21 protein-coding genes and 3 tRNA genes are annotated in these 23,080 nt (G+C 62.9%); 11 read left to right on the top strand and 13 right to left on the bottom strand.

Going from position 1 to position 23,080, the window contains the following annotated elements; translation table 11 throughout:
* The first annotated feature begins 61 nt into the window (after positions 1–61).
* On the top strand, positions 62–784 hold the full coding sequence (locus IG122_RS05345; RefSeq protein ID WP_193181208.1) for an RluA family pseudouridine synthase: 723 nt from the start codon (positions 62–64) through the stop codon (positions 782–784).
* Here the strand turns inward: IG122_RS05345 and IG122_RS05350 are convergent.
* The 3 genes from IG122_RS05350 to IG122_RS05360 are packed head-to-tail and all read right to left on the bottom strand — an operon-like array spanning position 744 to position 3,898.
* Positions 744–2,216 carry a putative sugar O-methyltransferase gene (locus tag IG122_RS05350; RefSeq protein ID WP_193181210.1) on the bottom strand — a complete coding sequence of 491 codons (1,473 nt, stop codon included), beginning with the start codon at positions 2,214–2,216 and terminating at the stop codon, positions 744–746. The two genes, IG122_RS05345 and IG122_RS05350, sit on opposite strands and share 41 nt — an antisense overlap.
* Before the next feature lie 28 nt (positions 2,217–2,244).
* The gene (locus IG122_RS05355; protein ID WP_193181212.1) at positions 2,245–2,976 is read right to left on the bottom strand and encodes an HAD family hydrolase; all 732 of its coding nucleotides are present in this window, start codon (positions 2,974–2,976) and stop codon (positions 2,245–2,247) included.
* A 13-nt stretch (positions 2,977–2,989) separates the two neighbouring features.
* Positions 2,990–3,898, bottom strand: coding sequence for a LysR substrate-binding domain-containing protein (locus tag IG122_RS05360; RefSeq protein ID WP_193181213.1), 909 nt, complete (start codon positions 3,896–3,898; stop codon positions 2,990–2,992).
* Positions 3,899–4,033: 135 nt separating this feature from the next.
* Between IG122_RS05360 and IG122_RS05365 the strand changes: the two genes are divergently transcribed.
* From IG122_RS05365 to IG122_RS05375, 3 genes are all read left to right on the top strand, one after another.
* Positions 4,034–4,582: a carboxymuconolactone decarboxylase family protein gene (locus IG122_RS05365; protein WP_193181214.1), complete on the top strand. Its 549-nt coding sequence runs from the start codon at positions 4,034–4,036 to the stop codon at positions 4,580–4,582.
* A gap of 145 nt (positions 4,583–4,727) precedes the next feature.
* Entirely contained in the window at positions 4,728–5,276 is a 549-nt protein-coding gene (locus IG122_RS05370) for a pyridoxamine 5'-phosphate oxidase family protein (RefSeq protein ID WP_193181215.1), read from the top strand.
* Complete coding sequence (locus IG122_RS05375; protein ID WP_226893357.1) at positions 5,270–5,776, top strand: HPP family protein; 507 nt, start codon at positions 5,270–5,272, stop codon at positions 5,774–5,776. Before IG122_RS05370 ends, IG122_RS05375 begins: the two co-directional genes overlap by 7 nt.
* A gap of 4 nt (positions 5,777–5,780) precedes the next feature.
* Here the strand turns inward: IG122_RS05375 and ggt are convergent, their stop codons facing one another.
* From ggt to IG122_RS05400, 5 genes are all read right to left on the bottom strand, one after another.
* Complete coding sequence (ggt, locus tag IG122_RS05380) at positions 5,781–7,517, bottom strand: gamma-glutamyltransferase (RefSeq protein WP_193181216.1); 1,737 nt, start codon at positions 7,515–7,517, stop codon at positions 5,781–5,783.
* A gap of 62 nt (positions 7,518–7,579) precedes the next feature.
* Positions 7,580–7,655 (bottom strand) — tRNA-Glu (locus IG122_RS05385).
* A gap of 51 nt (positions 7,656–7,706) precedes the next feature.
* A complete protein-coding gene (locus IG122_RS05390; protein ID WP_193181217.1) occupies positions 7,707–8,669 on the bottom strand; it encodes a glycosyltransferase family protein in 963 nt (320 codons plus the stop codon).
* 67 nt (positions 8,670–8,736) lie between these two features.
* Positions 8,737–8,812 (bottom strand) — tRNA-Glu (locus IG122_RS05395).
* A gap of 49 nt (positions 8,813–8,861) precedes the next feature.
* A tRNA-Glu gene (locus IG122_RS05400) sits at positions 8,862–8,937 on the bottom strand.
* Positions 8,938–9,120: 183 nt separating this feature from the next.
* On the opposite strand from IG122_RS05400, the gene IG122_RS05405 reads away from it, so the two are divergent.
* Positions 9,121–10,179, top strand: a complete 1,059-nt coding sequence (locus IG122_RS05405; RefSeq protein ID WP_193181218.1) for a cyclase family protein — start codon at positions 9,121–9,123, stop codon at positions 10,177–10,179.
* A gap of 66 nt (positions 10,180–10,245) precedes the next feature.
* On the opposite strand, the gene recJ is transcribed toward IG122_RS05405, so the two are convergent.
* From recJ to IG122_RS24410, 4 genes are all read right to left on the bottom strand, one after another.
* Positions 10,246–12,021, bottom strand: coding sequence for a single-stranded-DNA-specific exonuclease RecJ (gene recJ, locus IG122_RS05410; protein ID WP_319024818.1), 1,776 nt, complete (start codon positions 12,019–12,021; stop codon positions 10,246–10,248).
* Between the two features lie 5 nt (positions 12,022–12,026).
* Complete coding sequence (gene glpX, locus IG122_RS05415; RefSeq protein ID WP_193182611.1) at positions 12,027–12,998, bottom strand: class II fructose-bisphosphatase; 972 nt, start codon at positions 12,996–12,998, stop codon at positions 12,027–12,029.
* 95 nt (positions 12,999–13,093) lie between these two features.
* Entirely contained in the window at positions 13,094–14,383 is a 1,290-nt protein-coding gene (locus IG122_RS05420) for a homoserine dehydrogenase (RefSeq protein ID WP_193181219.1), read from the bottom strand.
* Positions 14,384–14,513: 130 nt separating this feature from the next.
* Entirely contained in the window at positions 14,514–15,698 is a 1,185-nt protein-coding gene (locus tag IG122_RS24410; protein ID WP_193181220.1) for an OmpA family protein, read from the bottom strand.
* A 281-nt stretch (positions 15,699–15,979) separates the two neighbouring features.
* Between IG122_RS24410 and IG122_RS05430 the strand changes: the two genes are divergently transcribed.
* On the top strand, positions 15,980–17,779 hold the full coding sequence (locus IG122_RS05430; protein WP_193181221.1) for a PHA/PHB synthase family protein: 1,800 nt from the start codon (positions 15,980–15,982) through the stop codon (positions 17,777–17,779).
* Positions 17,780–18,066: 287 nt separating this feature from the next.
* Positions 18,067–19,023 (top strand): calcium-binding protein, encoded by a 957-nt coding sequence (locus tag IG122_RS05435; RefSeq protein ID WP_193181223.1) that lies wholly within the window; start codon positions 18,067–18,069, stop codon positions 19,021–19,023.
* Positions 19,024–19,100: 77 nt separating this feature from the next.
* On the opposite strand, the gene IG122_RS05440 is transcribed toward IG122_RS05435, so the two are convergent.
* Positions 19,101–19,613 carry a gamma carbonic anhydrase family protein gene (locus IG122_RS05440; RefSeq protein ID WP_226893359.1) on the bottom strand — a complete coding sequence of 171 codons (513 nt, stop codon included), beginning with the start codon at positions 19,611–19,613 and terminating at the stop codon, positions 19,101–19,103.
* A gap of 139 nt (positions 19,614–19,752) precedes the next feature.
* Between IG122_RS05440 and IG122_RS05445 the strand changes: the two genes are divergently transcribed.
* The 4 genes from IG122_RS05445 (at position 19,753) to yghU (ending at position 23,080) form a co-directional block, all read left to right on the top strand.
* Entirely contained in the window at positions 19,753–20,211 is a 459-nt protein-coding gene (locus tag IG122_RS05445) for a GNAT family N-acetyltransferase (RefSeq protein ID WP_193181224.1), read from the top strand.
* On the top strand, positions 20,208–21,413 hold the full coding sequence (locus IG122_RS05450; protein WP_193181226.1) for an MFS transporter: 1,206 nt from the start codon (positions 20,208–20,210) through the stop codon (positions 21,411–21,413). Before IG122_RS05445 ends, IG122_RS05450 begins: the two co-directional genes overlap by 4 nt.
* 88 nt (positions 21,414–21,501) lie before the next feature.
* The gene (locus tag IG122_RS05455; RefSeq protein ID WP_193181228.1) at positions 21,502–22,077 is read left to right on the top strand and encodes a formyltransferase family protein; all 576 of its coding nucleotides are present in this window, start codon (positions 21,502–21,504) and stop codon (positions 22,075–22,077) included.
* A 142-nt stretch (positions 22,078–22,219) separates the two neighbouring features.
* Positions 22,220–23,080, top strand: coding sequence for a glutathione-dependent disulfide-bond oxidoreductase (yghU, locus tag IG122_RS05460; RefSeq protein WP_193181230.1), 861 nt, complete (start codon positions 22,220–22,222; stop codon positions 23,078–23,080).

Raw genomic sequence — 23,080 nt, forward strand, 5'->3', positions numbered from 1 at the left:
ATCGAAGATGCGGCCCCGCCCGATCCCGGAGCGGGGCCGTTTCAATTATGAGGTCCGAGAGATGACACCAGAGGAGATCCAGAACCGCGTTCTGCACCGCGACGGCCTGATCCTCGTCGTGGACAAACCGGCCGGCCTTCCGGTCCATGCCGGTCCCGGCGGCGGCGACAATCTCGAGGCCCATTTCAAGCATCTGCAATACGGCCTGAGGCACGTCCCCGCGCTGGGGCATAGACTCGATCGCGACACGAGCGGCTGTCTGGTGCTTGGCCGACACCCGAAGGCGCTGAAGAAGCTCGGAAAATTGTTCCGTGAGGGTCTCGTCGAAAAGACCTATTGGGCTCTCACGCGCAAGGTCCCGGAGCCGCGAGAAGGGCGCATCGGGCTCGCGCTCAGAAAGATCTCCGACAAAGGCAAAGGCTGGCGCATGCTCGTAGATCCGGAAGGACAGGCCAGCGTCACCGACTACCGCGTGTTGGCCTCGGCCGACGGGCTATGCCTGATCGAATGCCATCCCCGGACCGGTCGCACGCATCAAATCCGCGTCCATCTCGCCGCGATCGGCTGCCCGATCATCGGCGATGCCGCCTATGGCGAGCGAAGACCTGGCGAGCAGCTCCAGTTGCACTCCCGCAGCCTTACCCTCCCAATGCAGCAGAGCAAGTCGCCGGTCCATGTGGAAGCTCCAGCGCCAGCTCATATGGCCCCCTACCTGAAGGAATTAGGCTTTGATCCCGAGGCCGTCAGCCCTTCAGACCGTCGCGGTATCGCCGCCAATAAATGACCTCGCCGATCCTATCGAAGCTATCCGTCGGTTCGCGGTAATAGTCGATCCCGGTTTCACCGTCGAACAGCTTCCGAATGCCCTCGAAATAGAGTTCGACCAGCTCCGGGGACGGCGCCTTCCAGAGGTTGGACCAGATTGCGCAGAACCAGTCCTGGGTGAACTTCTCTTCAGGTATCTGAAAGAGACGTCCGGCAGAATTGCTGTCACGCTCCAGAAATACCTCCAGCCAGTTGCGTGGCGTTTCGACGGAGATATCCGGTGGATTCAGGCAGAACTGCTGTGGCATCCAGCATGCGTCGAAAACCGGCGCAACCAGGTTCTCCTCGGATTCGTCTACTTGCCGGGTCTCGGAATATGTAAATCGCTGCAGCATCGTATAGTTCACGCTGTACATATATTTGAGATTTATGGATTTCTCGAGAAATGTGACAAAGCGTTCGGCGACCTGCCGCGGCATTTCCTGGAAGCTGCCGGTATTGATGGCGATGTCGAAAGACTGTCCCGACAGTTCCTCGACATAGTTGCTCGGCACCAGCAACACATCGGCATCCATGCCGGAGCGCACTGCGTCTCGGGTAGGTGCAAGCGCGATCGAAAGGTGCGGAAAGTTCAGCTTCAGGAAACAGTAGGAAGAGACCAGAGATTCGGGAAGATCGACGATCACATACCGCTTCACTTTCCCGGAGCGGAGCATCAGCCTGGCCAGTCCGCCATAGCCACCGCCGATCTCGAGGACAGAAACATCCCTTCTGTCCGCCAGGCCTTTCCAGATGCTGATGAAAAAACGCGCGTGCCAAAGGATGCTGTTGCTGAAGTTCGTGCCGTTAACATTGAAGAGGCTCTGCGGAACGCTGTAGGGCGACTCGGCGATTTCATCGATGAAAAGTGGCATCACGCCCGTGGACGCCGCGAGCGCGCTCATTTTTCGCTCGACGACGAATTTGGCCGACTCACTATCCAACATGCGGTGGTCAAATCCACTCGCCCGACTCTGCGCATAATATACGACCGACCGGGGATCCACGAACTTCGAAACGATCTCCCGAACGATTGCTCGGGCTTCGTTCCAATGCGGATTGGCCACCGCATTCTTGTCCTGAGCTTGGTCAAACGCTGCGAAATAGGCCCGGACCGCCGGCATGATGTCCGGATCGACCGGCGCCTGTCCCTCCGGCTTGTTCGGAAGCAGTTCCTCGACAATGCCCGGAATATCGCCGGCTGTCTGAAAGACGGCTCCCATCCTATGCAACGCCATTTGCATGACGTTGCCCAATGTCTCGAAAAGCCGGGATCTGATGAAGTTGTTCGTCGGATCGGCGAGAACGGCCTCGATCAAAGCCGTGTAGTCTTGAACCTGCAGGTCTTTCGTCTTTTGGAACAGTGTTGCGGTCTGAAGGCTCTTCAGGCGGGCTTCCGTATAAAAACTCATAACCGAACCGTTTCCATATCTGGGGTCCTCAGAACTGCGGAGGAACCGCGGCGCGACCGGAGCGGTCGCCGAGTCCGCGAAGGAAACCGGGCAATTCGCCAACGTGCTTGAGACGCTGAAACCTCTCTGCGTCGGCCGGTTCGTCCGCGTGCTCGAGATCCCAGGACAGCTCGTGCGGAATATAGACTCCCCAGCTTCCCGCTTCGATTGCCGGCACAATATCCGACTTGAGAGAATTCCCTATCATCATCGCCTGCGCGGGGCCATCGCCATAATCCGAGAAAACTCTCTCATAGGTTTTGACCGTCTTGTCGCTGACGATCTCGATGCCATCGAATAGCTCGCCGAGCCCCGAGGCCGCGAGCTTGCGCTCCTGGTCGAAGAGATCCCCCTTGGTGATCAGGATCATGCGGTAGGACGGAGCCAGCTGCTCCAGCGTCTCGCGAACATGCGGCAGGGTCTCGACCGGATGGGCGTGCATCTCACGGCCGGCGGCAAGGATTTTCTCGATCACATGAGCCGGGACCCGTTCCTCAGTCACCTCGATCGCGGTCTCGACCATGGACAAGGTGAAGCCCTTGATACCGAACCCGTAGATCCTGAGATTGCGCCTCTCCGCAGCCAGCAGACGGTCGGAGAGATGATCCGGGTCGGCGAAATCCGCCAGAAGCTCGGTGAAACGCTCCTGCGTCAGCTTGAAGAAACGCTCGTTCTCCCAGAGCGTGTCGTCGGCATCGAAGCCGAGTGTCGTCAGTTCCATCCGGTCGATCCCGTCACCCCTGGCGCCTCAGAATCTCATTCTGGCGCAATTCCTCAACCATGAAATCGACGAAGGCGCGCACTTTCGCCGAGGCTATGCGTCCCTCCGGATGCACGACATGCACGGGAACGGGCACCGGACGAAAGTCGTCGAGCACCGTCCGCAACGTGCCTTGCGCCTCGCTCGGGGCCACCTGATAGGAAAGCAGCCGCGATATCCCCCATCCGGACCGCATCAGTTCAAGGATCGCATCGTTGGTATTGAGTGTCAGCCGCGACGACGCTTCTACGAGGAGATCCCGGCCACCATCCCGGAAGGTCCAGGCGATTTTCCCACCGAAGGCCAGCGGATTGATCAGCCGATGTGACACCAGATCGCGAGGATGCTCCGGTACACCATGCGTCTCAAAATAGGTGGGCGCACCGGCGACGACACGGCAGACGCTTCCGACACGGATCGCGGTCAGGGAGGAATCCGGCAGCTCTCCGATCCGGATCGCGACGTCCAGCCCCTCCTCGATGACATTCACCACCCGATCGACGAAGAGCGTTTCCGCCGTGACCTCTTCATGTTCGCCGAGGAAGGAGCCGAGCAACGGGGCGACGACGTAACAGCCGAACAGAGCGGGAGCCGTCACCCTCAGATGGCCGCGCGGGATCCGCCGGGCGCCGCGGGCCAGATCCTCGGCCTCCTCGAGCTGCGCAAGTACGGATCGGCCGTCCGTCAGCAGACGCTGCCCGCTTTCCGTCAGACGAAGCGTCCGTGTGGTGCGTACGAGCAAGCGCGACTGAAGCCTTTCCTCGAGCGCCGATACAGCGCGCGTGACCGCCGGCGGCGACATCGCCAACGCGCGGGCCGCGGCGGCAAACCCGCCCTCCTCGGCGACTTTGACAAAGACCTGCAACTCGCGAAAACGATCCATTCTTTATTCCACTTATTGGAATGGTTTCTTCCAACTTACACGCATTCATTCGCCAGGTGAAAGCATCCATCTATCCGGTGCCGGGCGACGACAACCCCTTCCCCCTCACCCCGCCCGCACAGAAAGGACCAAATCATGGCTCGCATCGCCAAAGTCACCGCCGATACCGCCAACGCCGAACAGGCCGTCCTGCTGGACGCCATCAAGGGCAAGCTCGGCATGGTGCCGAACTTCCTCGCCGTCTTGGCTCAGTCCCCGGTGGCACTCAATTCCTTCCTCGGCCTGCACGGCGTCGCCGGAGCCGGTGAACTCGACGCGCCGACGCGGGAGCGGATTGCCATCGCCCTCGCGGACGAAAACGCCTGTCAGTACTGCCTCTCCGCGCATACCGCAATCGGCCGCAAGACGGGTCTGACCGACGCCGATATGGCGGCGAACCGCGACGGCGGTTCAACCGACGACCGGGCCGCAGCGGCCGTCCGCTTCGCCCTCTCTCTCAACAAGAACAGAGGGGCGCTGACCGCATCCGAGTTCAATGCCGTGCGTGACGCCGGCTACTCCGATGCCGAGATCGTCGAGATCGTGGTGCATGTCGGCATGAACCTGCTGACCAACATCCTCGCCAAATCGACCGAGATCGACATCGATTTCCCGAAGGTCGCGCTGACCGCCCGCGCCGCCTGAGGACAAGCGGGAGCGGGCATCCCCCCCCCCCCCCCCCCCCCCCCTCCCCCTTTAAAAAAAAGAGAAGGAATAGGTCGGGGACCTCGCAGAAAACAGTTTCACCCCTTCGGTTCTGGAGGCGCAGGAACGCTATGGCAGCCGCGCCATGTACAGCCGCCTCGACGGAGCTCCTGCCGGTCCGGCCGTGCTCGGCGGGATCGAGACCGACTTCATCGAGGCGCGGGACGGCTTCTATCAGGCCACGGTCTCGGAAACCGGCTGGCCCTACGTACAGTTCAGGGGCGGCCCCGCAGGCTTCCTCAAAGTCCTCGACGAGCGGACGATCGGCTACGCCGACTTTCGCGGAAACCGGCAATATCTGAGCGTCGGCAACCTTGCCGGCAACGACCGGGTCGCCCTGATCCTGATGGACTACGTCCGGCGGCGGCGCCTGAAGATCTGGGCTCGTGCCCGGATCGTACACCGTGATGAGGACCCGGAACTCGTCGCCTCGCTTGAAATGCCCGATTACCGGGCACGTGTGGAACGGGCCGTCGTGCTCACCGTCGAGGCGTTCGACTGGAACTGTCCGCAGCATATCGAGCCCCGTTTTACCGAGGCCGAGATCCAGGCGCGCGTGCAACCTCTGGAGGAGCGGATCTGCTATCTGGAAGGGATGCTCTCCGGACGGACGGACGGACACTGCGAATGCTGAAACTGGTCCGAAAAATGGCGGGCACCGGGCAGAGCCCCAATCCCGCCAGAGCGACCGTCGCGGTCCTTTGCGGACTCGGCGCGACCGTTGCGATCCTCGTCGTCTCCGGATTGTCCCAGCTATTCGAAGCGGAGTTGATGATGGCGCCTTTCGGCGCCTCCTGCTTCCTCGCCTTCGCGCTTCCGGAGAGTCCGCTTGCACAGCCCCGCAACATCGTTTTCGGGCATCTGATCGCGACCGGCGTCGGCCTCGCGATCCTCGCATTCCTCGGCCCCGGCTGGCCGGCCATGGCTCTCGCAGTCGGGCTCGCGGTGGCGGCGATGCAATGGACCGGAACCGGACATGCGCCTGCCGGGGCGGATCCGATCGTGGTCTTTCTGCTGCAGCCAGGCTTCGGCTTTCTGCTCACGCCCGTCTTGGCCGGAGCCGTCCTGATCGTCGTGGTCGCGCTGCTTTTCAACAACCTGCAGCCCGGAAGGCGCTACCCGATTTACTGGTAAAAACTCACTCGCCGCGCACCGCGCCTTCGCGCCGTGGATCGGCACCGCCGAGCAGCAATCCATCGCCAATCAGGATCGCATGCAGTCCGGAATTGAGCGGCGTGATCTTGACCTCGTGGCCCTTGAGTTCCAGCGCTCCCTTCCAAGCGGCGACCACAGAACCCTCCTCAAGGTCCGTCGCGCCGTTCCGGTTGCTGACATGGCCCATATTGATCGCGTCTTGCGGGCTCATGCCCCAATCGATCATGCCGACCAGCGCCCAGGCGACATAGGGAATGATCCGGCTTCCGCCCGGAGAGCCGATCAAGATCACCGGCTTGCCGTCCTTCAGCACGATGGTGGGCGACATCGAGCTCCGCGGACGCTTGCCGCCCTCGACCCGGTTCGCGACCGGTTGCCCGTCCTTCTCCGGCAGGAAAGAGAAATCCGTCATCTCATTGTTGAGCAGGAAGCCGGCTGCCATGAGGCGGCTGCCGAAGCCGGTCTCGATGGTCGTGGTCATGGAGACCGCATTACCCACCCCGTCGACGATCACGAAATGGCTGGTGCCCGCACGTTCCGGCTGCAGATCCGGCGCAAAGTCGCCGCGCTGCCCAAAGGGCGGGTTGCCGGCCTCCGCCTTCTCCATCGCGACGCGGGCGCTGATCAGAGCGGCGCGCGCCCTCAGATAATGCGGATCGAGCAGGCCGCGCATCGGCATCTCGACAAAATCGCTGTCCGCCATGTAGAGGGCGCGGTCCGCGAAGGCGAGTTTCGAGGCCTCGGCGAAGAGATGCCCCGCCTCGGGGCCGAAACCGGCGGCCTTGAGATCGAAATGGGCAAGCATGCCGAGGATCTGCCCGACCGTCAGGGCGCCGGAGCTTGGCGGTCCCATTCCGCAAATCTCGTATTCGCGGTAGTCGACGCAGACCGGTGGGCGTTCCTTCGCGCGATAGGAGGAAAGATCTTCTGCCGTCATCGGGTTCGGGTTGCCGGGCGTCGTCGCCAGAGCGGCGAGAATCTGGTCCGCGATCTTGCCCTCGTAAAACGCGGCCGCGCCACTCTCGGCAATCGTCTCCAGAGTGTCGGCGAAGTCCGTGTTCCGGAGCAGACTCCCTGCCGCCTTCGGCGTTCCGTCGGCTTCATAGAAATAAGCCCGGGTCGCGTCGTGATCCGGCAAACCACGGTCCGCGGCCCCATCGATCGCGCCGGCGAGCCGCGGCGAAATCTCGAACCCGGCACGGGCTCTCGCGATGGCCGGCTGAAAGAGTTCTTTCCACGGCAGGATCCCGTGGGCCTTGTGCGCCATCTCGAGCAGCGCGACGGTTCCCGGCACGCCTACGGACCCAGCGCCGTTCACCGCCTCCCAGAAATTCCTCCGTGTGCCGTCCGCTCTCAGAAAATAATCCGGCCCGGCTGCCGCGGGAGCGGTCTCGCGTCCGTCGAAAGTCGTGAGTTCGCCGCTCTTGGCGTTCCAGTAGACGAGAAAGGCCCCGCCGCCGATCCCGGAGGATTGCGGCTCGACCAGGTTCAGCATCATCTGCACCGCGACCGCGGCGTCGATGGCGGTGCCGCCCTGCTTCAGAATGTTGTAGCCGGCGTCGGCCGCGAGCGGATTGGCGGCGGCTACCATGAAACGCTTCGCCGTCCCGCCGGACTGTACCGTGAGGCCGCTCGGCCCTTCAGGTTGGATGTCGGCCGCAAGAGCGCCGGAACTGATCACCATGGCGGCGACCAGAATCAATCCCGCACGCTTCAGCATGGAACCCTCCCCAGTGAGTGGCTCGCTAAAGGTGGTGTCCCTGATCATGCCGATAAAGTGTTTGGTGACCCCTACGGGACTCGAACCCGTGTTTTCGCCGTGAGAGGGCGACGTCCTGGACCGCTAGACGAAGGGGCCGATTGGCCGGAGTGTGTCATGGGTTCCCGCCCGGAGCAAGTGGAGCAACGGTCAGCTCAGAATCTTCCGCCAGTGCCTCCTGATGACGGCAGGATCGTAGTGGCGGCGGACATGTTTCTGGCCGGCCTTGACCTTCCTCCGATATAGCTTCGGACGTTCGAGAATATCCTCCACGGCCGTACGAAAATCGTTTGTGAGCACGCACCAGTCGGCGAGTTTTTCGTAGCTTTCGATGGTTCCGGCGACGGCAATGCGGCCGCCGGCAAGTGACGTCACCAGTCTGTTCTCGCTCTTCAACCTGCTCCAGGGACCGTCGCGCTTCGGAATCAGCACGATATCCGAGCGCTTCATCGCCCGGTCGAGCAAGCCGAGCTCCCACTCTCTGAAAAGGATTGAGAAATGCGGCGTCGCAGCGGCCAGGACCGGTTCATAAGCTCTTCTATCGCCACCAATCATTGTCAGTTCCAGCTTATGCTCCGATGTTAGCGGCATCAGGGTCTCAACCAACCCACCAAGCGAATCGGCGTTGCTGTCCGAGCCGAACCAGAGAAGACGGACCTTGTCTCCGTCGGGGGCAACACGCGGCGCACCATATGCGCAATCCGGCGGCTCCTTCACCACTTCGACCGTCACACCGAGGCGGCTCCGTAATTTTCGCGCAAGCCCGTCCGAGCTGGTGGTGCAAAGATCGGCTTCAGCCCCTGCGTCGATTGTCGGTCTGAGCTCCGGATAGTCCCACGGATCGTCACAGAAATCGAAAACGATCCGCTTCCCGCGCCGCCGGCAGAACTCGACCAGCTCCGGCATCGGCCGCACGACCTTTCCGAAAAGGACCTGGTCGCTTTCCCGAAAATGACTATTCGCGAGGATATCCTCTTCGTCCGCCCCCGCGAAAATCACCGGTGCGGCGCCTTTAGCGGCAAGCGCATGATATGCGGGAACCAGACGCAGGCGGTTTCCCGCTGCGCTAAAGACCGGTTTCCCGTTGCGGTTCGATACGCGGGCATATGTCACGATGGCCGTCCGCATTGGCCTATTGTGCCAAATTGCGGGTCGGTTTGCCGAGGAAATTTCCGGGAAATGGCGACCCCTACGGGATTCGAACCCGTGCTGCCGCCGTGAAAGGGCGGTGTCCTAGGCCTCTAGACGAAGGGGTCGTCGTGGAGATCCAATGGATCCTCCGTTCGCCCGGCGCACCGAGGAAAGTGGCGACCCCTACGGGATTCGAACCCGTGCTGCCGCCGTGAAAGGGCGGTGTCCTAGGCCTCTAGACGAAGGGGTCGTCGTCGAGCGAGGCGTTGGTGTAACCGCTCACCCTTTGGAAATCAAGCCCAGATTTCCCCGTCCCTTATGGGAGGAAAAATCTTTTTTGCGGTTCTTGTAAAAGTCGAAAATAATCGTTCAAGGGAGCCAAGACGGCCGCTCCACGAACCTCAGGTGCCGTCACATAAAACGGGAGGAAATCATGAGAAATATTGCAATCGGCGCGCTGTTTCTGGCGGGCGCGGTAGCGTTCGCCGGCGGAGCCAGGGCGGAATGCACGCCTGAGAACTGGAAAGATTGTGCAGGCAAGCCATGGGTCGACGGCACCAATATGGAAACGCCGCTCGGCGCGAAATGGTGGCCGAACGCGCTCTGGGGCGCCGGCGACGAGGCCGGCTCGACGAACTGGTACACCAAGCCCGAGGTGATCATGCGGGCAATGGCCCAGGTGAAAACCGGCAAGACCATGAAGCTGGGCCATCCCTATACGGCTGACATGCCGCTCTTCGGCGCACGCAAGTTCTCTCTCCGCATTCCCGGCGCGCCGACCGGCGGGGCCTTCGGCAGCAACCAGGTCATGTGGAACGACGAGTTCCTCGCGACCGAGATCGGACAAGTCGGCACTCAGTTCGACGGCCTCGGACATATCGGCGTGAATATCGGCAAGGGCGGCAACAAGAGCGAGATGCGCTGGTACAACGGCGTGACCGCGGAGGAAATGATCACGCCCTACGGCCTGACCAAAAACGGCGTCGAGAAGCTGCATCCGATCGTCGCCCGCGGCATCCTGCTCGACATCGCAGCAGTGCGCGGGGTCGACTCCATGGCCAAGGGCGAGGAAATCACCATGGCCGACGTCCAGGCCGCCCTGAAGAAGCAGGGCATGGAGGGCTTCCAGTTCGCCGAGGGCGATGCGATCATCTTCCGCACCGGCTGGGAGAAGCATTGGGGTAATCCCGCCGTCTTCAACGACGGCTGCCCCGGCATCGGCATGGAGGTCGCGCGCTGGGTCGCCGAGGATGTGAAAGCGGGTGTCACCGGAGCCGACACCTGGCCGGTCGACGCGGTGCCGAATCCGGATCCGGGCTGCGTCTTCTGCGTCCATACCTACCTGCAGACGCGGCACGGGATCGTGAATCAGGAGAACATGAAACTCTCCGAACTTGCGGCCGCGGGCATCTATCTGTTCGCCTATATCTACTCGCCGACCCCGGTCGCCGGTGCGACGGGATCGATGGGCGCTCCGATCGCGATCTATTGAAACTATCCGGACTCTCAATCGGGACGGCGCCCCTCAGGGCGCCGTTTCCGTTTTGGAGGAAGGCTGTCAGCCGACCTCGGCCGCGTCGTCTATCAGGATCTGAACGTCACTCCGCCCGTTCCAGTCGTCGGGCCGAAGATGACCCGCGACATGGATCGGCCGCCCGGAGCTCTTCATCAGGGCCGGTCCGAGCTCGCTCTCCAGTGCCCGAAAGGCAATCCCCTTCACGCGCCGACCGTCGGCGCCTGAGAAGATGCAGCGCACATGGCCGGTCCCAACCTCACGCACATCGACGACGCGGACGTCCGTCAGCACGAAACGCGGTTCCGAATTTCCGGCGCCGAACGGGCCGACTTTCTGGATCGTGTCTGCCAGATCCCGGCTCGCTCCGCCAGCGGCCAGGGGTGCATCGACGGAAAGCGTGGGAACGATCGGCTCACCTTCAAGCTCGCTGTGGATCCGTTCCCCGAGAAAGGTACGAAACGCGTCGAGCTTTCCGGCTTCGACCGTGAACCCCGCCGCCATCGCGTGTCCGCCGCCAGCGACCAGCAGCCCCGCCTGGTGGGCAGCGATCACCGCCGGTCCGAGCGATACGCCCGGCACGGAACGGCCGGACCCTTTGCCGATAGCCCCGTCGAGCGCGACGACGCAGGCCGGGCGGTCATAGCGTTCCTTCAGCCGACCGGCGACGATGCCGATCACCCCCGGATGCCAGCCCTCGCCCGCCACCACGATAACCGGAAGATCCTCCGGCTGCTCCGCGGCCAGGGCCTCCGCTTGGGCGAGCACCTGCGCTTCGATCTCTCGGCGCTCTGCATTGAATCGCTCGAGTTCGGCGGCGAGGCTCCCGGCCTCCGCGTCCGAGTCCGTCAGCAACAGGCGCGCGCCGAGGTCGCTCTTGCCGACGCGTCCGCCCGCATTGACGCGGGGGCCGAGCACATATCCGAGATGATAGGGTTCCGGACGGGCATCGACCCCGGCGACGTCTGAAAGCGCGACGATGCCCTTGTTGCCGCGCTGGGCCATGACCTTCAGTCCCTGAATCACGAAAGCCCGGTTAAGACCTTTCAGGGGCACCACGTCACAGACCGTTCCAAGCGCGACCAGATCGAGCAGGTGCAGCAGGTTGGGCTCGCGCTTGCCGGAGAAGAACCCGCTTTCGCGCAGCGCGCGGTTGAGCGCGACCGTGACCAGAAAGGTGACACCGCAGGCCGCCAGATGGCCGAGCGCGCCGTCCTCGTCGATCCGGTTCGGATTGACCACGGCGACGGCCTTCGGCAGCTCCGGCTCCGCCATGTGGTGATCGACGACAATCACCTCGAGGCCCGCCGCGGCCGCTTCGCTCAGCGGCTCGTAAGCGGTTACCCCGCAATCGAGCGTCACGACGATTTTCGCGCCCTGCTCTTGCAGTTTCAGAAGTGCGGGCGTGTTCGGTCCGTAACCTTCCTCGATTCGGTCCGGAACGTGAAGCAAAGGGTCCACGCCGATCCAGCGCAGATAGCGGATCAGGATCGCCGCCGAGGTCGCACCGTCAACGTCGTAATCGGAAAAGACTGCGATCCGCTCACCGTCCCGTATTGCGCGGACGAGCCGCGCGATACAGGTGTCCATGTCCCTGAGCACGCCCGGATCGGGCATCAGTGATTTCAGGGTCGGATCGAGGAAACTCTCGACCTCGTCGAGACCGATTTGGCGCGCGGCGATCAGGCGTCCGACCAGCTCCGGAAAGCCGAAGCGCTGGGCAATCGCGAGACCGATGCGTTCGGTCTCGGGATCGATGCCATGCCGTGCGACCCAGCGTTTGCCGGTGAAGGACCGTTCGACGCCGAGGAAGCTCTTCACGGCACTCAGTTCGGGTCGAAACCGGTTGCGGCGGACTTGCGTGTCCAGTCGTGATGCGCCTCGATGGTCCGGACCGTACCGGTCTTGGAGCGCATGACGATCGAGTGCGTGAAGGCGCCGCCCGGGAACTTGCGCACGCCGCGCAGCATGGTGCCGGTCGTCACGCCGGTGGCGGCGAACATCACGTCGCCGTTGGCGAGGTCCAGCAGACCGTACTTGCGGTCGAGATCGGTGATCCCGAGACGGTGCGCCCGGCCCTTCTCGTCGTCGTTGCGGAAAAGCAGGCGACCCTGCATCTGGCCGCCGATGCAGCGCAGCGCGGCCGCCGCCAGCACACCTTCCGGCGCCCCGCCGGAGCCCATATACATATCGACGCCGCTCATCGGCTGGGAGGTTGCGATCACGCCGGAGACGTCACCGTCGGAGATCAACATGATGCGGGCACCGGCGGCACGCACCTGGGCGATCAGCTCGCTGTGGCGCGGACGGTCGAGAATGCAGACCACGAGATCCTCGATCGCCATGTTCTTCGCCTTGGCGAGATTGGTCAGGTTCTCGAGCACGGTATTGTCGAGATCGACCACACCTTCCGGCAGGTCGCCACCGACCGCAATCTTATCCATGTAGACGTCCGGAGCGTTCAGGAAGCCGCCCTCGTTCGCCATGGCGACGACCGCAAGCGCGTTCGGACCTCCCTTCGCAGTGATCGTGGTGCCTTCCAGCGGATCGAGCGCGATGTCGATCTTCGGACCGCCCTTGCCGACCTTCTCGCCGATATAGAGCATCGGCGCCTCGTCGCGCTCGCCCTCGCCGATCACGACAGTACCGTCGATATCGAGATTGTTGAGCGCGTTCCGCATGGCGTCGACCGCGGCCTGATCCGCTTCCTTCTCGTCGCCGCGTCCCATCAGGCGCGAAGCGGCGAGCGCCGCCGCTTCCGTCACTCGCACCAGCTCAAGTGCGAGATTCCGGTCCATGGTCAGCGCGCCCCGGGTTTCCTTGTCGGCCATTGCAGTGTCCTTTGTTCTTCTGTCTCAGTGCGTTCCCTGCCGGAAGCGATGCCGGCAAGGAGTTAAAACTCTTCAATTCGGATCAGTCGCGGCTCTTCCGTCACGGCGTCCAGCCTGGCGAGTTCCTCGATCGAGGCCCTGATCTGAAGTTCCGGCGTCTCGTGCGTGGTGAGAACCAGCGGCACCGGCTCCTCCGGGTTGCGCACGCGCTGGATCATCGCCTCGACTGAGACGCCATGATCGCGGAAGACAGCCGTTACGTCGGCCAGCACGCCCGGGCGGTCGATCACCATCAGACGCAGATAGTAGCAGCTGGAAAGAGCCGAAACGGGGGCCGTACGCGCCGGAGAGAGCTGGCTCGAATGCAGACCGAAGACCGGAACCTTGCGGTTCGCGGCAAGGTCGATCACGTCGGCGAGCACGGCGGAAGCGGTCGGCCCCGCCCCCGCGCCGCGCCCGTAGGATAGTGTCGTGCCGACCGCATTGCCCTCGGCGACGACGGCGTTGAAGACACCCTCGACCTGACCAATCGGTGTATCCGCCTTGACCATGCAGGGATGGACGCGTTGCTGCACGCCGTCCCCGGTTTGCTCGGCGATGCCGAGCAGCTTGATCCGGTAGCCGAGTTCCTCGGCGAAAGAAATATCGAGCGGCGAGACATGCCGGATGCCCTCGACATGCACATTCTCGAAATCGACGTGATGGCCGAAGGCCAGCGCTGAAAGAATCGCCAACTTGTGCGCGGCATCGATGCCGTCGACGTCGAAGGACGGATCGGCTTCGGCGTACCCAAGGCGCTGTGCGTCGGCGAGCACGTCCTCGAAAGCGCGCCCGGTCTCACGCATCACCGTCATGATGTAATTACACGTGCCATTGAGGATCCCGTAGATCCGTCCGATACGGTTGCCGGCAAAGCCCTCACGCACCGATTTGATGATCGGGATACCGCCCGCGACCGCGGCTTCGTAGCCGAGTCCGACATCGTGCGTTTCGCAGAGTTCGGCGATTTCCGAACCGTGATGGGCAATCAGCGCCTTATTCGCGGTGACCACCGATTTTCCGGAACGGACCGCACCGAGCACGAGGTCGTAAGCGACTCCTTCGGATCCCCCGATCAGCTCCAGCACGCAATCCACATCGTCCCGCGACGCGAGCGCCGCCGCATCCTCGACCCAGTCCACTCCGGAAAGATCGACACCCCGGTCACGGCTCCGGTCGCGCGCCGACACCGCCGTGATCACCACCGGCCGGCCTGCTCGGGCGGCCAGAAGCTCGGCATCCGTCATCAGAATGCGCGCGGTCTCCGCCCCGACGGTTCCAAGTCCCGCGATCGCCACTCTAAACGGTTGCATGAATGCGTCCCCCTGCCGGAGCTGCCGCCGTCCGGCTCCCACGCCGGCGGTTCCGCCCCGCATCTATATCGAAAAGTCCTTCACGACCCTGCGTGAAGGACTCGCTTTGTTACCTTGTCCCCTGCGCGGGTCAATAGATGAGATAAATCTCGGCCCGGCGGTTTTCCGCTTCTCCGGCGGGCATGGCCTCGGAGGAGAGCGGCTGGCTGTCGCCGACCGCCAGCACCGAAATGCGTTCGGACGGCGCGCCCGCATTGATCAGGGCCTCGGCCACAGCGTTCGCACGTTGCAGCGACATCTCGAAATTCACCAGCTTGTGCTCGAACGGATCCATGTTGCGGGTTCGGCTCGAGGCGTGGCCCACGATCTCCACCGTCGCGTTGTAGTCCCGAATCAAAGGCACCAACTCGCGGATCACGCCCTGATCCGCGCTCGACAGATTCGCCGAGCCATTGGAGAACCGGATCACGCCCGCTTGGTACGAGCCGCCCTGCCCCCCCTGATAATCAACGAAGGCACCCGGTAGCGCGCTTTCATCGACAATCACGCTGGGATCGCCGAAATTGAAATCACCTGACGGCGGCGGGGTCAGCGCAACGCTGTCGGAACCGGCTTGCGGAAGCGGAGCCTGGACCGGTTCGGAAACCGGCTCCGCCGGAGCCGGAACCGAGGCGACCTGGGCGGCCTCGGCCTGCGGCGCTTCGGCCTGAACGGGCTGCTGCGGCGAACTTATGTCACTCGCCGTCTCGGTCGTCGCCGGCTCCGATCTGCTCGCGCTCCGAACCGCACGTTGGCTCACCATGTCCGACGGAGCGACGGGACTGCCGGTCCGAGTGACCGGATCGCCGACCTGCGCATTGGTCACTGCGCGGTCTCCGGCGGACGTGGGTGCCGGGGCATTCGGCCAGAGACTCGAACGCGATGCTGTCTGCGCCACCTGGGAGGTCGTTGTTGCGGCCGGAGGAGGAGCGATCTGCCGAGTCGCCTCGTCGGTCGAGGTCATGCGGACCGGTTTGATCGGTTCCGGCTCCACGGGAGCGGCGGCCGGTACGGACGGCTGGGCCGCCGCGTCGCTGACCACAGGCGCCACCTTGCTATCGTCATACTGGGCATTCTCACGGTCCGCCACCAGTTGCTCACGGATCGCCGCGCGGTCGGCGCTCGACGTGTTCGGTGCCGGCTTGTCCGGTACCGAGGCGACGTTCGGATAGGTCCCGGTGTCGCCGGTCTTGGCGGAATCGTCTTCCTCGAACCAGCTGCCGACGGCCTCGGTTGACTTCTCGTACCATTCCACAGGATTGAGCGCGTCGGGCACCGACGAGCAACCGCCTAACAACAGGGTTAGGGCGGTGGCAAAAAACAAGGCCTGTGTTCGGCGATCTCTATTCATTTCCATCTTCCCTCAGCAAGCCGCCCCCAAACATCGACGGCGCAACGGAGTTCGCTGATCTGTCCGCCGTCGGATTTACCATAGAAGATTGGCGAAACACAGTTTCCTATGCGCCAATCGGTCGCCGATTCTTGGATTTGCAACATAAGCACCCTACAACTCATACTGTTCTCGTCGACCGTCACCTGCAAAGAGTGGGGAGTGGAATGCCCGAGCCCTCGGAGGAGCATAAGCAAATCGACCCGGTTGAATTCGCCGCCACCATGCAGGACATCGCCGCGCGTTCGCAGAAGCTCGTCGCCGAATTCCTCGACAAGCAGAAGGAAGAAGGCGGGCTTGCCGATCCGGATCCGATGCATGTGACCGATGCCTTCGTCGCCTTCACCAACCAGCTCATGAACAATCCGGCGAAAGTCGTTCAGGCCCAGTTCGATCTCTGGAAGGGCTATATGGACATCTGGAACCGGTCCGCGCAGCGCTGGTTCGGTGGAGAGTCCGAGCCCGCCGTCAAGGCCGACGGCGGAGACCGCCGGTTTCGGGACGAAGCCTGGGAAGAGAACGTCGTCTTCGACTTCATAAAGCAGAGCTACCTGCTGACCTCGCGCTGGACGCAGGATCTTGTGGCCGAGACAGAAGGCCTGGATCCGAAGACCAAGAAGAAGGTCGACTTCTATACTAGGCAGTTCGTCGATGCGATGGCGCCGACGAATTTCGTGATGACCAATCCCGAAGTGCTGCGCACGACGTTCGAGACGAACGGCGACAACCTCGTGCACGGATTGCAGAACCTGCTGGAGGACTTGGAGCGCGGCAAAGGCAAGCTCGCCATCCGCATGACCGATCCGGAGGCCTTCGAGGTCGGCGGGAATATCGCCACCGCCCCCGGCAAGGTGGTCTACCAGAACGACCTGATGCAGCTGATCCAGTACGCGCCGACCACCGAAGAGGTCTATCGCCGCCCGCTGTTGATCGTTCCGCCGTGGATCAACAAGTTCTATATCCTCGATCTCAGGGAAAAGAACTCCTTCATCCGCTGGGCGGTTTCGGAAGGCTTCACGGTCTTCGTCGTCTCCTGGGTCAATCCGGACGAGCATCTCAGCCGCAAATCCTTCGACGACTACATGCTCGAGGGGCCGATCGCGGCGCTCGGCGCGATCGAGCAGGCGACGGGGGAGAAGGAAGCGAACGTCATCGGCTACTGCATCGGCGGCACGCTGATGGCGGCCACCCTTGCCCACATGACGGCGAAGGGAGACGACCGGTTCAAGTCGGTCACCTTCTTCACCACGATGGTCGATTTCGAGGAAGCGGGAGAGCTCGGCGTCTTCATCGACGAAGCGCAGCTCGCCTCGCTCGAGGAGAAGATGAACAAGCGCGGCTATCTCGACGGCGCCGAGATGGCCAATACCTTCAACATGCTGCGCGCGAACGACCTGATCTGGTCCTTCGTCGTGAACAATTACCTGCTCGGCAAGGACCCGTTCCCGTTCGACCTGCTCTACTGGAACTCGGATTCCACCCGGATGCCGGCCGTCATGCACAGCTTCTATCTGCGCAAGATGTATCAGGAGAACAAACTGGTTGAGCCGGGCGCCCTCACGCTCGCCGGAACGCCGATCGACCTGACCACGATCAAGACTCCGGCCTTCATCCTGTCGACAAAGGAAGACCATATCGCGCCCTGGAAATCGACCTACCGGGCGACGCAGATCTATTCCGGCCCCATCAAGTTCTGCCTCGCCGGCTCCGGCCATATCGCAGGTGTGGTCAACCCGCCGAGCGACAAGCCGAAATATGGTTTCTACAGCAACAGCCGGAAGCCCAAGACGCCCGAGAAATGGCTTGAGGGCGCCACTTACAATGAAGGCTCATGGTGGCCGGAATGGGCGAAATGGATCTCGCGCCACGGCGGCGGAAAGGTTCCGGCGCGCGTACCGGGAGATCGCCAGCTGGAAGTGATCGAGGATGCCCCCGGCAGCTACGTCAAGCTGAAGGCGAAGGACTGATCGCATCGCAACCTGGTTGCAGATCTAAACGCTCGATAAGCCGTAAGTAGTTCACACTAGAGACGGGCCAGCGGTGGATGTGAAAAAAGTCACAGCAAACCCATTCCTCCCTCGGCCCGGGGATTAACCATATACATTCATATTTTTGAATAAATTACCGTTTGCGATCGCAGAATCGCGAGCAGCCCAAGCCAAAAATAAACCTCAAATGCAAAACGAAAAATCTTGATCAATACTTAAGGTCAAACACACATATCACTTACCGTTCGCTTCGGAATGAGGGTGATATGGATAACGATCTTAAAGACGAAATGCTCTTCAACCTCGATGATTATGCCAGCCTTGCCCATCGGGGCCGAGGCCGGGACGACGACGAAGATCATGGCTCCAATCGCGGGCGTGGAAACGGGCATGACGACGATGACGACAGCGTCAGCGCCGATGACGGCGACGACAGTGTGTCTTCCGGCGAAACCGGCTCCTTCATAGACGCCGTAGACGAGGACGACTTTGCCGACGTGTCCTGGCTTCCGCCGGGACTTCGCGATGGCTTGCCCGGGCATTTCGGTGACGGCGTGCTGCCTCCGGGACATGGCGGATCGGTTCCTCCGGGACAGTTGCGTCGTCACTCAGGTAGCGACGACGACGACACCCTCAGCGGCGATGCCGGAGATGATTCCCTTGAGGGCGGGTTCGGCAACGATACGCTGTCCGGCGGTGACGGGAACGACAGCATCGACGGCGGCGACGACTCCATCAGCGGCGACGGCGACGACATCGTCTACGGTAACAGCGGAGAGGACACGATCCTCGGCGGCGATGGCGGCGATCTGCTGTTCGGCGGCCGCGACGACGACAGGCTTTACGGAAACGCCGGCAATGACACGATGGCGGGCAACGCGGGCGACGACGCTCTGCACGGTGGCCAGGGAGACGATGTCCTGTTCGGCGGCGCAGGCAACGATGCCCTGAACGGTGGAGCCGGAAACGACATTCTTGCCGGCGGTGCCGACAGGGATCTCTTTGTTTTCGAGGGCGAGTCCGGCAACGACGTCATCATGGATTTCGACGCGGCCTCCGACGATATCGCAATCGCGGCATCGACAGGGACCACCAGCTTCGAGACAATGCAGGTCACGGGCAGCGAAACCGGGACGTCGCTGACGCTGGGCAACGGGAGCACCATCCAGCTCGTCGGTGTCGATGCTTCGACCGTGAATGCTGACGGCTTCATTTTCTTCTAGGTGACGAAGCGTATCGGTATCCGGCCTGTGACCCGGCGGGATACCGATGCCGCATGAACCTGGCGAGTTTACGTGGTTCAGAGATAATCCTGCGCCAGATCCCAGTAATGGATCGCGACATAGGCCAGGTAATTCTTCTCGTCTTCCGTCAGATCCCGAACGTGACGTCCAGGGTTCCCCATCCAGACCTGACCGGTTCGGACGACCTTGCCCGGCGCGATCAGCGCTCCGGCGGCAACCATGGCCCCACCCTGAACCACCGCGCCGTCCATCACCGTCGCGCCCATGCCGACGAATGCGCCGTCCTCGAGCGTGCAGGCATGGATGATCGCCGCATGCCCGATCGACACCTCGTCTCCGATCATCGTCCCCTGCCCTTTCGAGCTGACATGAACGATCGTGCCGTCCTGGATATTGCTGCGCCGGCCGACCCTGATCGGATTGTCGTCCCCGCGGAGCACCGCGCCGTACCAGATGCTGCTCTCCGCCCCGACGGTCACGTCGCCGATCAGGGCCGCCGTTTCCGCCACGAAGGCCGGATCGGCGATTTGCGGGGTGTGTCCCCGAAGAGTCCTGAGCAAGGCTGACAATCCCGTCTCCCGTTTCCGTCCGGATTTGCCCCACTCTTTAGCCGAGGATGCGTCCCCGCGCATCATTGAAGGGTTGAATTGTCCGCGCGCCGCGCGCAAAACGCTTTCCCATTCTGACCTCAGTTCGGGACTGCTTCCCATGAGCATCATGCTGCGCGCCGCACGTCGGGAGGATGCCGACGCCCTGTCGGCTCTTTTTCTGGCCGCCCGGCGGCATTCCATGCCCTACCTTCCGGAGCAACACAGTGATGCCGAGACGCGCTGGTGGATGGAGAACGTGGTGCTCGCCACGCGCAAGGTTACGGTAGCCGACGAGGCCGACGAGGTGCTCGGATTCTCAGCTACACACGGCGAGCACCTTGACCATCTCTATGTCGATCCCGCCGCGCTCGGCCGCGGCGTCGGCAGCCTACTCCTCCAAAAATGCAAGGCCGAGTGCGGTAGCGGCCTCTCGCTCTATGTCTTCCAGAAGAATATCCGGGCGCGCGATTTCTACGAGCGGCATGGCTTTGCCTGTGCCGCTTACGGCGACGGCTCCGATAACGAGGAGAACGAGCCGGACGCGATCTACGTGCTGCGAGAGGCACTCGGGCAATGAGCCGAAAATGGCGCAACGTTGCGCTTCTCACATTATGTGAAGTGCTCGCCATGACGCTCTGGTTCTCCGGTTCAGCCATCATCCCGGGGCTGCGGGCTGAAATGGCCCTGAGCGACGACCAGGCCGCCGCCATGGCGAGCGCCGTCTCAGTCGGATTTGTCGCGGGGACCTTGCTGAGCGCCGTTCTGACGCTCGTCGACCGGGTCCGCCCCCAATATCTGTTCATGATTTCAGCCCTGACTGCCGCCGCGGCCAATTTCGCGACCTTCGCCGTCGACCCGGCCGGGCCCTGGATGCCGCTGCTGCGCTTCGTCGTCGGGGCCTGCATGGCCGGTGTCTACCCCGTCGGCATGGTGATGGTATCCTCCTGGACCGAGAAGGACCGGGGCCTGCTGGTCGGCATTCTCGTCGCCGCCCTCACCCTCGGCTCCGGCGCACCACACCTTATCGACGTTTTCGGGGGACTCGACTGGCGCTTCACCATTGCCGCAAGCTCCGCCTGCGCCGCCGGCGCCGGCCTTCTCGTCCTGTTGTTCGAGCCCGGCCGCCCCTTCGCGCGCGCAGCCCGGTTCAAGCCGGCGCAGATGCTTCAGGCCTGGACCGACCCGGCCTTGCGCTATGCCAATTTCGGCTATTTCGGGCACATGATCGAACTCTACGCGGTCTGGGCTTGGATCGCTCTCTTCCTCGCCTCCAGCCTCGCCCTGGAGCCTGGTGGCAACGAATCACCGCAGCTCGCCAAGGTGCTCGCCTTCACCATGATCGGATCCGGCGCCGTGGGCAGCATCGCAGGCGGCCTGCTCGCCGACCGTGTCGGGCGCACGCGACTGACCATGGTCTGCATGTCGGTGAGCGGTCTCTGCTGCCTCCTCGCCGGGTTCGTTTTCGGCTTGCCGGTCTGGGTACTGGTGCTGCTCTGTGTGGTCTGGGGAATCTCGATCGTGGCCGATTCCGCGCAGTTTTCCGCCAGCGTCATCGAGCTCTCTCCACCCGACTATATCGGCACCATGGTCACGACACAGACCTGTGTCGGCTTTATGCTGACCGTCGGCACCATTCACGCAGTGCCGTATCTGGTCGGCGTTTTCGGATGGAGCGGCGCCTTCGTTCCGCTGGCTGCGGGACCGTTCCTCGGCGTTCTCGCCATGGCCAAGCTCCGCGCCTTGCCGCAATCGGTGCGGCTCGCGCACGGCCGGCGCTAAACCGACACGCGGGCGCCGCAGCGCTGGCGGACGCCGCGAAAGACGCGGTAGTACAGAAACCCTCGATCATTTCCGGACCGCCAACGGCATGTCAGCTCCCCCGCTCGCAATCCTCTCGAACATAACGGCCTGCGCCGCGATCGCAGCCACGGCATCGGCGAAGGGGCTGCCCAATCAAGTCATCGCCGTGTCCAGCAGACAAGCGCTCGACAGCCTTTTCTCGAACCGTACCGCCCGCTCCCCGTTTCCCGGCCGCCTGATCGGTTTCGTTACCGATGTGATCGTCCCGGCCCGCTATCTCGCGGCCACTCTGCTCACGCCGGTGAATTTCCATCCCGGCCCGCCGGAATATCCGGGGCTTCGCGCGATCGAATTCGCGCTTCGCGAGGGCGTTACTTCCTACGGAGTAACCGCCCACGCGATGACGCTGCCGGTCGATTCCGGTCTGATCATCGGCGTGAACCGGTTCGAAGCGCGTGGCGGCGATGAAGACGGGCTTCGCTACGAGACCTGGCGCGCCGCTTACTCACTGCTAATGCATCTGCTACCGGCCCTCGCAGCAGAGCGGCCGCTACAGCGTATTGAGGCCGAATGGTCCACCCGGGTCTGCAGCGATGCCGCCTGGCGCGCCCTGCAGACGAGAGAGGCGCGCACGGACTCGTGAAACCCTTTGCCGTCGATCGGGAACAGGTCTCTTTCCCGGTGTTGCGCGCCCCGTTAACCTTGTCGAAATGCGGTCGTCTCCCATCTGCCTTAGGATCGGGGCGTGAGCCCGCACCGGAACGCAACAGAACGGATATCATTTCATGAACGACGTCGCGCCATACACGCCGCCGAAGGTCTGGACCTGGGACAAGGAAAACGGCGGCAAGTTCGCCAGCACGAACCGACCGATCGCCGGGGCCACCCACCAAAAGGAACTGCCCGTCGGACAGCACCCGCTGCAGCTCTATTCGCTCGCCACGCCAAACGGCGTGAAGGTGACCATCATGCTTGAGGAGCTGCTCGCGAAGGGCCATGCGGGCGCCGAGTACGATGCCTATACCATCCGTATCGGAGACGGCGACCAGTTCGGCAGCGGCTTCGTCGCCGTCAACCCGAACTCGAAGATTCCGGCCCTGCTCGACTGCACCGACCCGAAAAAGCCGATCCGCGTGTTCGAGTCCGGCTCGATCCTGTTCTATCTGGCGGAGAAGTTCGGCGAATTCCTGCCGACCGATCCGGCGAAACGCGCCGAGACCATGAACTGGTTGTTTTGGCAGATGGGCAGCGCGCCTTATCTCGGCGGCGGCTTCGGGCACTTCTATGCCTATGCACCGGAGAAGTGGGAATATCCGATCAACCGCTTCGCCATGGAGACCAAGCGCCAGCTCGACGTGCTGGACCGCCGTCTCGCCGAGACCAAGTACATCGCGGGCGACGAGTACACGATCGCCGACATCGCGATCTGGCCCTGGTACGGCAACCTCGCCCTCGGCAAGGCCTACGGCGATGCCGGGACCTTCCTCGACGTGCAGTCCTACAAGCACGTGCAGCGCTGGACGGCGGAGATCGCCGAGCGTCAGGCCGTGAAGCGCGGCCGCGTGGTGAACCGGGTGAACGGCGAGCCGGGCGAACTGCTGGAAGAGCGCCACTCCGCGGCCGATATCGACAAGCTCGGTCTCTGA

The sequence above is a fragment of the Nisaea sediminum genome (genome assembly GCF_014904705.1).
GTDB lineage: Bacteria > Pseudomonadota > Alphaproteobacteria > Thalassobaculales > Thalassobaculaceae > Nisaea > Nisaea sediminum.